At 60.0% G+C, this 14,549-nt stretch carries 13 protein-coding genes and 4 pseudogenes; 11 read left to right on the forward strand and 6 right to left on the reverse strand.

Features of this window, described 5'->3' with window-relative positions; translation table 11 throughout:
* Positions 1–8: 8 nt before the first annotated feature.
* The 3 genes from ACZ415_RS04935 to ACZ415_RS04945 form a co-directional block, all read right to left on the reverse strand.
* On the reverse strand, positions 9–560 hold the full coding sequence (locus ACZ415_RS04935; protein ID WP_311883924.1) for a cytochrome b/b6 domain-containing protein: 552 nt from the start codon (positions 558–560) through the stop codon (positions 9–11).
* Positions 553–825, reverse strand: a complete 273-nt coding sequence (locus ACZ415_RS04940) for a PepSY domain-containing protein (RefSeq protein WP_344703316.1) — start codon at positions 823–825, stop codon at positions 553–555. Before ACZ415_RS04940 ends, ACZ415_RS04935 begins: the two co-directional genes overlap by 8 nt.
* Positions 826–1,084: 259 nt before the next feature.
* The gene (locus tag ACZ415_RS04945; RefSeq protein ID WP_311883925.1) at positions 1,085–1,360 is read right to left on the reverse strand and encodes a hypothetical protein; all 276 of its coding nucleotides are present in this window, start codon (positions 1,358–1,360) and stop codon (positions 1,085–1,087) included.
* A 155-nt stretch (positions 1,361–1,515) separates the two neighbouring features.
* Here ACZ415_RS04945 and ACZ415_RS04950 point away from each other — a divergent pair.
* From ACZ415_RS04950 to ACZ415_RS04995, 10 genes and pseudogenes are all read left to right on the forward strand, one after another.
* A pseudogene (locus tag ACZ415_RS04950) lies at positions 1,516–1,812 on the forward strand (DDE-type integrase/transposase/recombinase); the annotation flags it as partial.
* Between the two features lie 225 nt (positions 1,813–2,037).
* Positions 2,038–2,700 carry a response regulator gene (locus ACZ415_RS04955; protein WP_027962683.1) on the forward strand — a complete coding sequence of 221 codons (663 nt, stop codon included), beginning with the start codon at positions 2,038–2,040 and terminating at the stop codon, positions 2,698–2,700.
* Positions 2,697–4,115, forward strand: a complete 1,419-nt coding sequence (locus ACZ415_RS04960; RefSeq protein ID WP_311883926.1) for an ATP-binding protein — start codon at positions 2,697–2,699, stop codon at positions 4,113–4,115. Before ACZ415_RS04955 ends, ACZ415_RS04960 begins: the two co-directional genes overlap by 4 nt.
* Before the next feature lie 78 nt (positions 4,116–4,193).
* Positions 4,194–4,355: pseudogene (locus ACZ415_RS04965) on the forward strand (transposase); the annotation flags it as partial.
* Positions 4,356–4,386: 31 nt separating this feature from the next.
* The gene (locus ACZ415_RS04970; RefSeq protein ID WP_311883927.1) at positions 4,387–4,578 is read left to right on the forward strand and encodes a ferredoxin reductase domain-containing protein; all 192 of its coding nucleotides are present in this window, start codon (positions 4,387–4,389) and stop codon (positions 4,576–4,578) included.
* A gap of 218 nt (positions 4,579–4,796) precedes the next feature.
* The gene (locus tag ACZ415_RS04975; RefSeq protein WP_425552731.1) at positions 4,797–5,351 is read left to right on the forward strand and encodes a TetR/AcrR family transcriptional regulator; all 555 of its coding nucleotides are present in this window, start codon (positions 4,797–4,799) and stop codon (positions 5,349–5,351) included.
* Positions 5,348–6,715: an efflux RND transporter periplasmic adaptor subunit gene (locus ACZ415_RS04980; RefSeq protein ID WP_027962675.1), complete on the forward strand. Its 1,368-nt coding sequence runs from the start codon at positions 5,348–5,350 to the stop codon at positions 6,713–6,715. The genes ACZ415_RS04975 and ACZ415_RS04980 overlap by 4 nt, the downstream gene beginning before the upstream one ends.
* Entirely contained in the window at positions 6,712–9,819 is a 3,108-nt protein-coding gene (locus ACZ415_RS04985; RefSeq protein WP_344703304.1) for an efflux RND transporter permease subunit, read from the forward strand. Before ACZ415_RS04980 ends, ACZ415_RS04985 begins: the two co-directional genes overlap by 4 nt.
* Positions 9,820–9,896: 77 nt before the next feature.
* Positions 9,897–10,418 carry a cytochrome c gene (locus tag ACZ415_RS04990; RefSeq protein ID WP_084286595.1) on the forward strand — a complete coding sequence of 174 codons (522 nt, stop codon included), beginning with the start codon at positions 9,897–9,899 and terminating at the stop codon, positions 10,416–10,418.
* 165 nt (positions 10,419–10,583) lie between these two features.
* A pseudogene (locus tag ACZ415_RS04995) lies at positions 10,584–10,788 on the forward strand (IS481 family transposase); the annotation flags it as partial.
* 16 nt (positions 10,789–10,804) lie between these two features.
* Here the strand turns inward: ACZ415_RS04995 and ACZ415_RS05000 are convergent.
* The 3 genes and pseudogenes from ACZ415_RS05000 to ACZ415_RS05010 all read right to left on the reverse strand — a co-directional run bounded on the left by ACZ415_RS05000 (position 10,805) and on the right by ACZ415_RS05010 (position 13,362).
* Positions 10,805–11,817, reverse strand: a protein-coding gene (locus tag ACZ415_RS05000; protein ID WP_464387722.1) for an IS630 family transposase whose coding sequence is annotated in 2 segments (ribosomal slippage) — positions 10,805–11,433 and positions 11,433–11,817 — 1,014 coding nt in all. Because the reading frame shifts where the segments join, the coding sequence is not laid out codon by codon here.
* 161 nt (positions 11,818–11,978) lie between these two features.
* Positions 11,979–12,220: pseudogene (locus tag ACZ415_RS05005) on the reverse strand (IS1595 family transposase); the annotation flags it as partial.
* A gap of 389 nt (positions 12,221–12,609) precedes the next feature.
* Positions 12,610–13,362, reverse strand: a complete 753-nt coding sequence (locus ACZ415_RS05010; protein ID WP_344703395.1) for an SDR family oxidoreductase — start codon at positions 13,360–13,362, stop codon at positions 12,610–12,612.
* Between the two features lie 113 nt (positions 13,363–13,475).
* On the opposite strand from ACZ415_RS05010, the gene ACZ415_RS05015 reads away from it, so the two are divergent.
* Entirely contained in the window at positions 13,476–14,447 is a 972-nt protein-coding gene (locus ACZ415_RS05015) for a magnesium transporter CorA family protein (RefSeq protein ID WP_344703397.1), read from the forward strand.
* The last annotated feature ends 102 nt before the right edge of the window (positions 14,448–14,549 follow it).

The raw sequence follows: 14,549 nt of genomic DNA on the forward strand, positions 1-14,549 counted from the left end.
GCCGTTGCTCAACGCCGTTTGTGACCGGTCACCATGGAACGAACCAGATTTTCTCGATGATGCACGCTTTCGTAGATCGCCGCCGCCACGTGCAGCGCGATCGCCACAAGGGTGATGTTCACCGCTATCTCGTGCACTTCTTCGATCGTCTCGCTGCCCCATCCCCAGTCGGTGGTCAGCAGCCAGCCGCTGACGCCGATCACACCGACGGCCGCGAGCAGGAAAAGGATCATGATCGCCGCCGCAGGATTATGACCAATATAGCGCGGCTCCTGTCCTTTCAGGGCGCGCCGCAGATAGTCGCTCAGGCGCTTGGGGCCCGACACGAAGTCACTGAAGCGTGCATGACGACTGCCGATCACGCCCCAGACCAGGCGAAAAAACACCAGCCCTAGGGCGACATAGCCGGACCATTCGTGGATGTCGCGGTTGCTGTCCGGAGTGAAGTAGGCGACGGCAAACGCCGCCACTAGGCTCCAATGAAAGACGCGCACCGCCGGATCCCAGACCTTGACCCGGTTGTCCCGGGTCACGGCGCTCGCTTTCGGGGTGTCAGTCATTGCGATACTCCTTTACGACCTCGCCGTTGACTGGGTTGAAGTAGATCTCGACTTTCACACCTTCTTTGTCCTCGCCGTAAATCTCGTAGCAGTTGCCATCGGTCACCTTGAACTCGTCGATGGTGTAGCCTTGATCGGTCAGCTCCTGCTGCATGGCGCCCTGGGACGTCCACTCGGACTCCGGCGCCTCGGTGCATTGCGGGCCCGCGACAGCGGCAGTGGTGAACAGCAGGGCGGCGCTGGCGACGAAATGACGGATTTTCATGGTAGCTCTCCTCGTTGATTCAGGGTGCATGCTGGTTGGCATACCCGTCATCGAAACACGCTAATCTGACGCGAACCTTAACGACGAAGACTTACAACCGATCCTATGCTTCTAGTTGATACGGCAGCTGTGAGGACCGCATCATCCGTTGTTAGACGATATGTCTCTCAGTGGGCGCCGTACCGCGATGCACAATCGAATGAGAGGGGACAAATTGACATAAACTTCGGAGGCACGGGGCTTGGTCGCCATAGTCGGGTTAGGCTAGTACGTACAGCATAGCGATGGTAACGAGCGCGGCTATGGCTAAGACTTGTAAGTCATCTGCTAGCTGGGATGTATTGGGCGACGCGGCAAGCCGAAGGGAGCCGAGGCTGGCAAGCATAGCCAACATCAGTAATTCGCCATAGACAGTGCCCGCCGTGAACATGGCACCGTGTAGCAGCGCCAATATCGCAATAGGCAACATAAGAAGATTTTCACATTGAAGTCGCTGACCGACCGGCGAGCCAATTGAATAAGCAAGCATGGTCATATATAGGCTCCTCAGGCTAAAAGACTGTCTCCTTCAGACTAACCGGCGTTACTTAACGTCAGCTTAGGCCCTATCTCTTCCTCGCTACATTCCTGGGAGCATCGTGGGGTAATGAACGGGGGGGCGGCACTGTGTTCTGGTCATGAGACCTCTATGCAGCGTTGGTCATTAAGGCGCTGGATCATGCCTGGAGATCGCGCGGTAGGCCAGAAGGCCTTATATTCCACTCGGATCAGGATAGCCAGTATGCCAGCCGGTCGTTCCGTCAGCGGCTATGGCGTTACCGAATGCAGCAAAGCATGAGCTGTGGTGGCAACGGCTGGGATAACGCCCCGATGGAGCGGTTGTTCCGTAGTCTGAAAATGGAATGAGTGCCCGCGCTGAGATACACGAATCTGCACAAGGCACGTCAGGATATCGGTGACTACCTGATGGGCTACTACAATCGGCAATAACCCCATGCTTTCAACGATGATATATCGCCTATGGCGGCCGAGGAAAAGATTTAACGTACTGTCCGAAAATAGTGGATCACTACAAGATGATGACAGGTCATGGGGGATATATGACGAGGCTCTTCATGCAGACAGGACAAAAGAGAACAACGCATAATGCATGCTTAAGCAAATCTTAAGCCTGCTAGCCGATAATCGAGTCAGGACTCGTGAGGATAGACAATGCGCATACTGCTGATAGAGGATGATTCCCTGCTGGGAGACGGTGTCAAATGTGCCCTAGAGCGCCAAGGCTATGTGGTTGACTGGCTTTCTCGAGGACGCGAGGGCCTAACCGCTCTGGAAAACGAAGACTTCTCGGCGGTGATATTGGATCTGGGACTGCCGGATATCGATGGCCTGGAGGTGCTGGCGAGCGTACGCCGCACAAGCAATGTGCCCTTGCTGATTCTGACCGCGCGAGATGCGATAGAGTCACGCATTCGCGGACTGGATGCCGGAGCAGACGATTACGTGCTCAAGCCTTTTGATTTGCAGGAATTGCTGGCCCGTTTGCGGGTCGTGACTCGGCGCGCCTCCGGTCACAGCTCTTGCGAACTTAAGCTTGGCGATCTGTTAATTGATGAGGCCAGCCACAAAGTGTCCTGGCGTGACCAGGAAGTTGACTTGAGGCGGCGCGAATACGCCTTGCTGCTCGAGCTGGTACGCCATGCCGATAAAGTCCTCTCGCGCACTCGCTTGGAAAGCCTGCTCTACGGTTGGGGTGAGGGAGTGGAATCCAACGCTCTGGAGGTTCATGTGCACCACTTGCGCAAGAAACTTGACAAGCGACTGATTACCACCGTGCGTGGTATCGGCTATCGCCTGGACAGCCGGGCGACATGATTTCAATACGCCGATATCTGGTCCGCACGTTGGCCATTACCCTGATAGCGGTTAGCGCGCTGTCCGTTGTCGCGGCGTACTTGATTTCCCAGCACGAGCTTGAAGAAATTCTTGACGCTCAGCTTAGCCTCGAGGCGCGTATCATGGCGTCTTTTCTACCAGACTCACCCAATACCGAGGTATACCGTGCACTGTCTCGGCAGCTGAGCCAGCCAGACCATCCGGCGCAGCTGTATGACGACCTGCTAACTGATACGACAGCGCAGACGTCGGCAGCCGCCCTTTTCCATCATGAAGAAAAAAAGGTGGGCCTGGGCTTTTGGAACGCGCAGGGCCGCCCGCTCATGATGGGGCCTCGCTGGCACGAAACGTCCGCCTTCCCCGCGCCGCGAGAAGAAGGTTTTCGCTGGGTCGACTACGAGGGTCGGCGCTGGCGAGTCTTCAGCCTGTTTGATAGCAACAGCGAGACTTGGCTGCGTATCGGTCTCCAGCAGCGCTTCCATCAGTCCATCGTCAACCGCATCACGATCAACCATCTCTGGCCGATGCTGTTGATGATGCCACTGGCACTGTGGCTGATGATGCGCGCGATTCGTCGCGGACTCACGCCCATTGAACAATTGTCACGACAGGTACGTGGCCGGGATCAAACGGACCTGAGCCCCATCAGTCTATCGGTACCGCGGGAGCTTGACGGGCTGCATCGCGCCCTCAACGATTTTATCACCAGGCTCGGTGAAGCTCTGCAAAAGGAGCGCCGCTTTACCGCCGACGCCGCTCACGAACTGCGCACGCCCTTGGCCGGACTGAAGATCCAGTTGGATAACGCCGTCGAGGGTGAAGCGGCATCGCTGGATAAGGCCAGGATCGGTATCGAGCGATTACAGCGCGTGGTCGAGCAGCTATTGATATTGGCACGCCTGGACCAGCGTCAGCAGCATAATGTCGAGAAGATTGATGTAGGGCTGCTGGTGGAAGACCTGGCGGCGGAACTTTGGCCGTTGGCCGAGTCGCGCGGACAGACGTTGGAAATAGCCGGGACTACTCGCGCCAGGGAAGAGCCATGCTACGTGACGGCCAATGCCACCGAGCTTGGCATCCTCATACGCAACCTGTTGGACAACGCGATGCGCTATACGCCGGATGAAGGCCGCGTCACGGTCTCCCTCGACAAGGTGCCCCAGGGACTCCAGCTGATCATACGCGATACCGGCCCGGGAATACCCGAGGCTTTACTGGGATCCGTGACCCAGCGTTTTCGACGTGCCTCGTCGCAGAGTATCAGCGGTAGCGGCCTGGGACTATCGATCGCCGTCGCGTTGGCGAAACGACAGCATGCCGAGTTGAAGTTGCGAAACCATGAGCGAGGGGGGTTGGAGGTGCGACTTGAGTGGCACGATCCTTCCTCGTCCTGATGGCTTTCTCGGCATAGTCTTCAATGCCTACCTTGACGACCTAACCCCCAGGCTGGGACATGCCAACCGCGTTTGACGATGCTGGTGGCCATCGCCAAGGCGCGCTGGCAAATCGAGCGCCACTATCAGGAGCTCAAGCAGGAGTTCGGCTTGGGTCACTATGAGGGGCGCAACTGGCGAGGCTTTCACCATCACGCCAGCCTCTGCATCGCGGCATACGGGTTTCTGGTCGCTGAACGCGATCTTTTCCCGCGTCGATGAGGGTGCCTATGTGCAGGACAAGATTGCCGTGGATGGCGCGGAACTGCGCCAGCTGATCGAGAAGGGCGCGCAGATCCTAGTCTGCGGTGGCCGAGACATGGCGGCAAGCGTCATGGCGGCGCTGAACGAGGTCATCGCGCCGCTAGGCATGGACGTGGCGACGCTCAAGGCCCGGGGACGCTATCGTGAAGACATTTATTGACCTCTGGATGGATGCAGGATCCCAGGATATAGGGTCCCAAGAAAATAGTATCCCGAGAAATAGGAGCAGGATCATACAGGTAGTGCCCGACACATCCTGCTGGTAAAAAGAGCTTTTCGAAATTAAGATAGTAACTGATTACTATCTTTTGGAAGATGCTCATGGCAAGAACCCATCATCTACCCGCGGAAGAACGCAAGGAGCGGACCGTGCGTGCCATGGTGGAGCTGTGCGCTGAACAGGACCCCGCTCGCATCACCACGGCCGCCATCGCTGCACGCATGGGCGTGACCCAGGGGGCGCTGTTTCGTCATTTCACCGGCAAGGACGAGATGTGGCAGGCGGTCGTGGCCTGGATCACCGAGCGACTCATGCGGCGTCTGGATGCAGCCGTCGACCGCCGCGCGACGCCGTTGATGGCCCTGGAGGCCATGTTCATGGCGCATACCGATTTCATTGTCGAGCATCCCGGGGTGCCGCGTCTGATATTCGGGCAGCTGCAGCACGCGGAGCCGACAGATGCCACACGACTGTTACGCTCCATGCTTGCCAAATACCGCGAACGACTCGCGGCCATTCTGACAGAGGGCAGGGCAAGCGGTGAGTTGCGTGCTGACTTGAATATCGAGACGGCGGCCACCCAGTTCATCGGCACCGTGCAGGGGCTGGTGGTGCAATCCCTGATTGACGACGATGTCGCGCGCATTGCTGAACAGGCGCCCGAGGCCTTTCTGCTCTATCGACGCGCCGTCCAGGCCAGGGAGGAGACATGAGCTCGCGACTCAAGCGTTGGGGGCGTGGCCTGCTGATCGCGTTGGGGCTGGCGATTGGTATCCTGCTGATCGTGGTCTTCGTCATCAATCGCCAGACACCCTCGCGCGGCAAGGACGCCTTGAGGATACCCACGGTGCGCGTCGTTGCGGTCGAGTCGCTACCCTTCGTCGTCGAGGCGCGGGGCTACGGCACCGCGCGGCCCGCCCGCACCTGGGACGCCACTGCCAACGTGCCGGGACGTGTCGTCGAACGCCATGAGGATCTGGAGAGCGGCACGCTACTGGCAGAGGGCACCCTGCTGCTGGAGATCGATCCCAGCCGCTATCGGCTGGCCGAAGCCGAGGCCCAGGCGCAGCTGGCCAGCCTTGCCGCGGAGCAGGCGCAGCTGAAGCGGGAAGCGGAGAATACCCGGCACCTGGTCGCCCTGGAGCGTGAACGCCTGGAGCTGGCGGAGCAGGAGCTGGCGCGCATCCAGCGCCTGGCCAGCAGCGGCTCGGTATCCCGCTCGCGGCTGGGCGACGAGCGGCGCGCGACCCTGGCCCAGCGTCAGACCGTGCAGTCGCTGGAAAACGAGCTGCAGCTCATCCCTTCGCGCCGCCAGCGCCTGGAAGCGGAAGTCGAGCGTACGACCACGCGCCTGGATCAGGCGCGCCGTGATCTCGAGGATACGCGCTTCGAAGCGCCCTATGACCTGCGCCTGGGCGAGGTCGAGGCCGAGCTGCATCAGTACATCAACGCCGGTCAGCGCCTGTTCCGCGCCGAGGGCATCGAGGCCGCCGAGGTGGTGGCCCAGGTGCCGATGGACATGCTGCGCCGCCTGCTCGGCACCCAGACCGTTCGCGATGCCGAAGACGGGATCCTGGACATTGCCCAGCGGCTGGATTTCTCCGCCATCGATGCCGAGGTGACCCTGGTCGCCGGGAAGAGCGCGCGCTGGCCGGCCCGGGTCGTGCGCATCGCCAACGGCCTGGATCCGGCCACCCGCACCGCCCGGGTCGTGGTGCGGGTCGAGGAGCCCTACCGGCAGGTGGCGCCGCTGACGCAGCCTGCGCTGGTGCGCGACATGTACGTGCAGGTACGGCTGGCGTCCAGAGCGCCGAACCCGCGGATGGTGGTGCCGGCGACGGCGGTGCATCAGGGTGAAGTCTACGTGGTCGATAGCGATCAGCACCTCGTGCGCCGACCGGTGCGTGTCGCCTTCGAACAGCACGATCTGGCGGTGGTGACGGAAGGGCTCGAGGAAGGTGACAGCGTGATCGTGGACGACTTGGTGCCGGCCATCAACGGCATGGCGATCGATCCGCGACGCGATGAGGAATTGGCACGGCGTCTTCGTCGCCAGGCGTTGGGAGAGAAGTCATGATTCGCTGGTTCGCCGGTCATCCCACCGCCGCCAATCTGTTATTGATTCTGCTGCTGGCGGTGGGGCTGTTCGCCGTTCCCAACCTCAAGCGCGAGACCTTTCCCGACTACCGGCCCGGCGAGGTGGGCATCGAGGTGAAGTATCGCGGCGCTACCGCCGCGGACGTCGAGGATCAGATCTGTCGTCGCCTTCACGATGCGCTGACCGGCGTGGACTTCCTTGACGAGTTCGTCTGCGTGGCCCAGGACAATCTGGCCAGCGCCACGGCCACCATGGAGGACGATGGTGATATCGGCCGCTTCCTGGACGATATCTCTACCGAGGTTGAAGCCATCACCGACTTCCCCGAACGCGCCGACCCGCCGGTCGTGCGCGAGCTGCACCGCAGCGATCTGGTGGCGGCGGTGGCGGTGGGCGGCGACATGTCGCTGTCCGGTCTGGAGGATTATGCCAAGACGCTGGAGGATCGGCTGCTGCGCCTGCCCGGCGTGGCCAGGGTCGATATCCAGGGGCTTTCCCAGCGCCAGTGGCAGATCGAGATTCCCCAGCAGGTGCTGGGGCAGTACGGCCTCTCGGCGAGCGAGCTGGCGGCGACCCTTTCCCGCCAGAATATCGACATGCCGCTGGGCATTCTGGAAACCTCGAGCCAGGATATCCAACTGCGCTTCACCGACCAGCGCCACTCCCTGCGCGAGCTGCAGGATGTGGTGGTCGTCTCCGGCGCCGACGGGGGCGATCTGACCCTGGGCCAGATCGCCACCCTGCGGGAGACACCCGAGCGCGAGGAGGAGAAGGTTTGGTTCGACGGCCAGCGCGCCCTGGTGCTGGAGGTGCACAAGACCCTGCGCGACGATGCCCTGGACGTGATGAAGGGTCTGCAGGCGGTAGCCGAAAGCGAGCGCCAGCGCCTGGACGGCGATGTTTCGCTGACCCTGACCCAGGACATGACCAGCATCGTGCGCGACCGCCTGCAGATGCTGGTCGAAAACGGCGTCATGGGGTTTGCGCTGGTGGTGCTGGTGATGAGCCTGTTCTTTCGGCCGCGATTGGCGCTATGGGCGGTACTGGGCCTGCCGGTGGCCTTCCTGGGCGCCTTTGCGGTCATGGGACTGGCCGGATTGACGCTCAACATGATCACCCTGGTGGGGCTGCTGATGGCGATCGGTATCGTCATGGACGATGCCATCGTGATCACCGACAACATCGCCACTCAGGCTCGGAAGGCCGCGACGCCGCTGGAAGCGGTAGTCGCGGGCACCCGGGGCGTACTCCCCGGGGTGGTGTCGTCGTTTCTGACCACGGCGGCGGTCTTCGTGCCGCTCGCCTTTCTGGTCGGCGAGATGGGCGAGGTGCTCAAGGTGCTGCCGGTCGTCCTGATTGCTGCCCTGGCGGCGAGTCTGATCGAAGCCTTCTTCATTCTGCCGCATCATCTGAAGGGCAGTCTTCATCGCCTGCAGGCCGAGCCGTCACGGCTGCGCGCCGGCTTCGAGCGCCGTTTCGAGCGCTTTCGCGAGGGCGTCGGACGCCTGGTCGAGGCGGCGATTCGCTGGCGCTACGCCCTGCTGGGCAGCGTGCTGATCCTGCTGCTGGGCTCCGGCGGCTATCTTGCCGGCGGCCATATCGGCAGCGAGGCGATGCCCGAGATCGATGGCGACGTGCTCGAAGCACGCATCCTGATGCCCCAGGGCACGCCATTATCACGCACCGAGGCGGTGGCTTCCCGGGTTGAGAACGCCCTGCGCGAGATCGACGAGCGGCTGACCCCCGAGCAGCCGGATGAGACGCCCCTGGTGCGCGCCGTTCAGGTACGCTTCAACCACAATCCCAGCGCTCGCGAGGCCGGTGCCCATGTGGCCACGCTGATCGTCGATCTGCTTGGCGCCGAGCGGCGCCGCCTGAGCCTGAATGAGCTGACCGCGGCCTGGCAGAAGGAGATCGGCGATATTCCCGGCTTGCTCAGCCTGATTATTCAAGAGCCGGGATTCGGGCCGGCGGGCATTCCCATCGAGGTGCGTCTGCAGGGGGAGAGTCTGGCTGGGCTGAAGACCGCTTCGCGGGAGCTCGGCGAGCATCTCGCCGGCTATGCGGGCGTCTACAACGTCATCGATGACCTGCGGCCCGGCAAGCCCGAGCGCCGCCTGTCGCTGGCCGAAGGCGCCCACGGGCTGGGGCTGAGCGCCGAAGAGATCGCCGCGCAGCTGCGCGCCGCCATGCTCGGGCAAATCAGCGACACCCTGCGCATCGGCCAGCGGGACGTGGACATCCTGGTGCGCCATGCCGAGCAGGATCGACAGAGCCTGGATGACCTTCAGGATCTGACCGTGCAGCTTCCGGGGGGAGGCCGAGTGCCCCTTGAAGTCGTCGCCAACATCGACAAGGCCCGGGACTGGGCGCGGATCACTCGGGTCGATGGCCAGCGTACCGCTACCGTGACCGCCGACGTGGATGCGACCTTGGCCAATGCCCAGGCGGTTGTCGACGATATTCGCCGGCACTGGCTGCCCGATTTCCAGACGCGCCATCCCCAGGTGGCGGTCGCTTTCGAGGGTCAGGTCGCCCGCTCCGCGGAGACCGGCGGCTCGATCCGGCGCGCGCTGCTGATCGGTCTGCTCGGCATCTTCGTCATCCTTTCCTTCCAGTTCAGAAGCTATGTCGAACCGCTGATTGTCATGCTGTCGATCCCGCTGGCCTTCGTCGGCGCGCTCTGGGGCCATGTGGCGATGGGCTTTTATCTGTCGATGCCCTCGATGATCGGCGCGGCGTCCCTGGCCGGCATCGTGGTCAACAACGCCATCCTGCTGATTCACTTCATCAAGAGCTACCGCGCCGCGGGGCAATCCGCCATCGCCGCGGCGGGCCAGGCCAGCCGCGACCGCCTGCGCGCCATCCTGATTTCGACGAGCACCACCATCGCCGGGCTCCTGCCGCTGCTGGCCGAGACCAGCGCCCAGGCGGCGGCAGTGCAGCCGCTGGTCATTGCGGTGGTGTTTGGCCTGCTGACTTCCACCGTGCTGGTGCTGGTAGTGATTCCGGCACTCTATGTGATCTTCGACGACCTGGGCTGGGCAAGGGTAGAGGAAGCTGCGTCCGACGCCAGGCTTTAGGCAAGAGAGGCGAGTTGAGACGTTTCGATGTGCTGCCCGGTGAATGCAAGCAAATCAACGTGACCGTGAGGTAGATCATGAGTAAACGACAGACACACCGCATCATTGTATCGGCTGCCGCGCTGGCTGGCCTGACATTGAGCGCTACCGTTTTCGCGGCGCAGCCGGTAGGTCCTGATTTGACCGAGAAGCTGCGTGGGCTGCTGGTCAAGGAGATGGTCGAGGTCGAGGCGGCGATGCAGGAGACCTATAGCGCTATCATCCAGGGACGGCATGATGAGGTGGCGCAGAAGGGCCTGGCCATTCACGACAGCTTCATTCTGGAACAGTCCTTGACCAAACAGGACCGTAAGGACTTGAAGGCGGCGGTTCCCGAGGCGTTTCTGCAGATGGACACGCGCTTCCATCAACTGGCGGCGTCTCTGGCCGAAGCGGGCAAACAGCAGAATACTCAGGCTCAGGTCAATACCTTCAACCGCATGACCGAATCCTGCGTGGCCTGTCACAGCCGCTATGTGACGGACCGCTTCGAGGGTCTGGAGGAGCAGTCATTCTCCGAGGCCTGGGGGAATAACGCAGGCGAAGAGCGCCCAGAGTGATTTGCAAAGGCCATCGGTCATGTGAATAGGGTCTTGACACCTTTAGCTGGAGCCGGGCGCAGGCCGAAGTGTTTTCAGCCAGTTAAGGCTCAGTAAATGGCAACGATGCGCTGTTCTGCGGCCATGGCGGCCTTATCTAGCTCAGAGAGGGAGAGCTACGAACCCATCAGCGATGTGCTGGCGACTCGACGTATACCTCAGGAAAGACCGGGAGCAGACACTCAAACGCTATATATGGCTGTAAAATCACCTTATCTCGCAAAAAGTACTGCACCATCAATTGCCGATTACTGCGATGAAAGCATGGCAGAGCCAGCGGTCTGAGTTATTTACCAAACGAATTGTCAATCACACTGGACCCGACAGCTAAAGGGTTAGGTAAGTGCTTATTCAAAATTAATCGCGTATTCAGTGCCATAACCACCAAGTAGGCGGTGTACCTCATCACAGAGGCGATCAAAAGAGAGATAGGCTCCCAGCGGCAACCATGCATACTTCATTTGCCGCCACAGTATCTCAATCAAGTTCAGCTCTGGTGAGTAAGCCGATAGGTAAACCAGGTGCACGCGATGCGACATCCACTCAAGTATCTTCCGCCTGAAGGCCTTGGAGCGATGCATGCTGGCGTTATCAAGCACCACGACAGCAAAGGTATCGGGATCTTTCTGCGCCACAAACTGATCGAACGCCTCGATAACAATTTGCGTGGTGACCGACTCAGTCGTCGTGTGATAAACCAATTTCCCCGCTCGGCTGAGGAATCCCAGCACGTTCAGCCTTCGGCTATGTGAGTAGGCCGTTATCTCACATGGTTCGCCGACAGGGCTCCAGGCGTAAGGGACTGACGACGACTGTGAAAAGCCTGATTCATCAAAATAGTAGAGCTCATGGTCACCGAGATCTTCCCATTGCTGAAGTACCTTGATGAGGCCTTGGGTGTTGCGGAAATCCGTTTCGTTGCGCCGTTCCTTCAGCGAATGCCGGATCCGTTTGAAGCTGAAACCGTTTTTTTTAGCGCTCTACGAAGCGTGATCAGGCTAACAATTTTCCCCGTTTCTTCCTGAAAGCGGGCATGCAAGGAGCGAAGCTGATGGGGTTGCTCAGCGACCAGCTCCTGTAGCCGCTGATGGTCCGCATCATCTAGGGCCGGTGTGCGTCCACTCCGTGGCTTGTCGATCAACCCGTCGAGGCCCGACACTTCCCACTTCTTGAGCCATATGGATACGGCATCACGGCGAACCTGCAGTATCTCACTGATTTGGTTGATTGTATGACCCTGATCACTCAGCAAAATAGCATGGGCACGACGGCGCAGAGCGCACTTCTCACCATGGTGATAAGCAGAAAGCAGCGTGTGCAGTTCAGATTCAGATAGTGATTCGACGAAGCGCCTTGCCATTATTCTGTCCGCTTTTTGTCAGAAATTTGGGCACCCATTATGCACGAATATTTTGGATCAGGCACTTACAGGAATGGTACTGGCGTTGATTATTGGCAGTGCCGGGGCCAGCCTAACTGAGCTGATCTTTATCGCGATCTGCCCACGATGGCCAGAAACTAGGTGGTCAACGACAGATGCGTGGCATGGGAGATGGTACCGGCGGTCAGCGAGGTTTGATGATAGCAGCGATGGCACTGGTAGAGCCCCCGCGACAGCCGGCAGCCAGTGTTGTTGCCACAGTCGGAGTGATCCCCATGGGTTAGCGATAAGAGATCTGCTTGGCACTGCGCTTCCGCGTCCTACTGCTTGAGAAATGCTGGCACGACAGGTCGGGTTGGAACTGGATAGAATTGCGTGCCATAACGCCACCTCCTGTACTGGGCATAACATCAGTATAGGAGGGACTGACGGGATGGTGGTTGATTAACATGAGTAATCAGGTAGAGTTTTCCAGCACTTAACCCTACCAGTGATATAGTCTACTGATTGTAAAAGAAATTTCAGATTCCCTTCATATACGGAATATAAGGTGACATTGTTCAGAGCTGGAAATTACGTGATGAAATAATAAAAAGTTACCAACTTTATTAGTATGGAAACTGAGTTCTGGAAGAGGTGCGTTGGTTTTAGTTACCATCTTTATTTTTTAGCATGAATATTCTTTGCCGAAAAATGAGGCTTCCAAGAGTGATTTGTTACCAACTTTTTTACCATCCCACAGGCGCCGCCGCGCGTTGAACGACCCGGCGTTTACAGCTCTTGGGCGGTAGGCCGCAGAACAATCTCGTTGATGTCCACGTCTGCCGGCTGCTCAATGGCGTAGACGATGGCCCTCGCCACGCTGTCTGCGGGTATCGCCATTTCGTAGAGGTCGTTGACCTGCTGGGCGGTCTCTGCGTGGCCCACGCTCTGGGGCAGCTCGCTCTGTACCGCGCCCGGCGACAGAATGGTGCTGCGGATGTTGGGGCCGGCCTCCTTGCGCAGGCCTTCGGCGAGCGCCCAGACGGCGAACTTCGAGGCGCTGTAGACAGCGCTGCCCGGGAACACCACATGGCCGGCCACCGAAGAGAGGTTGATAAAATGCCCGCTCTGCTGCTGGTTCATCACCGGCAGGGCCGCGTGGATGCCGTACATGACGCCTTTTACGTTGACGTCGATCATCTGCTCCCATTCGTCGATGCGGCCTTCGGCCAGCGGCGAAAGGGGCATCAGCCCGGCGTTGTTGATCATCACGTCGAGACGGCCGAAGGTGTCGGTGGCGTGCTTGACCAGCGCCTCTACCTGGCCGCGATGGGTCACGTCCGTGGCTTTAACCGTGGTCTCGGCGCCGAGCCCCTTGAGCTCTTCGGCCAGTTCATCAAGGCGCTCCTGGCGGCGCGCCGCCAGCACCAGCCTGGCCCCGCGATGCGCCAGGTGCCGCGCCGTTTCAGCGCCCAGGCCGCTGCTTGCCCCGGTAATAACGATGACCTTGTCTTGAATGGCGTCGTGCTGTTGGGTGTTCATGCTTGGCCTCCGCGGCTGGTTGAATACACCTTCCTTGTTGTCGACGACAGCGAGGTTTTTCAAGTGTCGGCGTGTACACTCACCGGCCTGTGCATCTGTAGCGAGACACATTCATGATTCGCACGCTGTTACTTACCGCCGCCGGGGCGCTGCATACCGGCGGCAGTGAACTGATCGAGCGCTTTCACGCCGAGCCGGAAAGCCGTATCTGGATCGACGTTCAGGGCGAGTCGAGCGCTCGGGAGCGGGCGCTTCTGGAGGCGTTCGGCTGCCATCCGCTGGCGATTATCGACGCCCAGAAGGACAATCGCCATCCGCCCAAGATCGAGGCGTTCGAAACTCATACGCTGATCATTTACCGCGGGCTTGCCGCTTTCGATCCGGATCTTGACTACCACCCCCAGCAGATTCCCTTTTTTATCGGCGAGCGCTATCTGATCAGCCTGCATCCCGGCCGGGCCATGAGCATCGACCGTATGCTGGGGCAGAACGGCGGCGCGCTGCTGAAAAAATCGCCCGGGCACGTAGCGCTGCGCCTTATGTATCTATCGGCCGGGTTTTATCAGGAAAGCCTGACCGAGTTTGAGGCGCGGCTCAGCGAGCTTGAAGACACCCTGGTGGAAAACGGCACCGATACCCTGATGAAACAGGTCATCGGCTATCGCTCGCGGCTTTTGAAAATGCGCCGGCTGTTCAACTATCACCAGTCGATCACCCGGTCGCTTTTGACCGCCGAATGTGATCATTTGCCGCACAGCAACGAAGACACCGAGCATGCGATTACCGACGTGCACGAACGCTTCGAGCGCCTCTACAGCCTGACCAGCATGTACTACGACATCTGCGGGGATTTAATCGACGGCTATATGTCGCTGTCGTCGCACCGGCTCAACCGCACCATGCAGGTGCTGACGGTGATCACCGCGATTTTTGTGCCGCTGAGCTTTCTGGCCGGGCTGTACGGAATGAACTTTGCCGTTATGCCCGAGCTTGGCTATCGCTACGGCTATTTTGTCCTGCTTGGCTGCATGGCGGCGATCGCGCTGGGGTTGATCTGGCTTTTTCGGCGCAAGCGCTGGCTATAGGCCGGGCGAGGGGTATTTTTCCCGGCACGATTGCAGGCGTTACTTAGGGCGCTTATTATTATTCCCGTGCCGCTCCTCTTGCCCTCTTTTGCCCCAGGTCTG

The sequence above is a fragment of the Halomonas cibimaris genome, assembly GCF_055379665.1.

Excerpts from the sequence above, each read along its gene's own strand:
- ACZ415_RS05010 (WP_344703395.1), bottom strand. The coding sequence starts at position 13,362 with ATGAACACCCAACAGCACGACGCCATTCAAGACAAGGTCATCGTTATT.
- ACZ415_RS04980 (WP_027962675.1), top strand. The coding sequence starts at position 5,348 with ATGAGCTCGCGACTCAAGCGTTGGGGGCGTGGCCTGCTGATCGCGTTG.
- ACZ415_RS04935 (WP_311883924.1), bottom strand. The coding sequence starts at position 560 with ATGACTGACACCCCGAAAGCGAGCGCCGTGACCCGGGACAACCGGGTC.
- ACZ415_RS04945 (WP_311883925.1), bottom strand. The coding sequence starts at position 1,360 with ATGACCATGCTTGCTTATTCAATTGGCTCGCCGGTCGGTCAGCGACTT.
- ACZ415_RS04955 (WP_027962683.1), top strand. The coding sequence starts at position 2,038 with ATGCGCATACTGCTGATAGAGGATGATTCCCTGCTGGGAGACGGTGTC.
- ACZ415_RS04940 (WP_344703316.1), bottom strand. The coding sequence starts at position 825 with ATGAAAATCCGTCATTTCGTCGCCAGCGCCGCCCTGCTGTTCACCACT.
- ACZ415_RS04960 (WP_311883926.1), top strand. The coding sequence starts at position 2,697 with ATGATTTCAATACGCCGATATCTGGTCCGCACGTTGGCCATTACCCTG.
- ACZ415_RS04985 (WP_344703304.1), top strand. The coding sequence starts at position 6,712 with ATGATTCGCTGGTTCGCCGGTCATCCCACCGCCGCCAATCTGTTATTG.
- ACZ415_RS05015 (WP_344703397.1), top strand. The coding sequence starts at position 13,476 with ATGATTCGCACGCTGTTACTTACCGCCGCCGGGGCGCTGCATACCGGC.
- ACZ415_RS04975 (WP_425552731.1), top strand. The coding sequence starts at position 4,797 with ATGGTGGAGCTGTGCGCTGAACAGGACCCCGCTCGCATCACCACGGCC.
- ACZ415_RS04990 (WP_084286595.1), top strand. The coding sequence starts at position 9,897 with ATGAGTAAACGACAGACACACCGCATCATTGTATCGGCTGCCGCGCTG.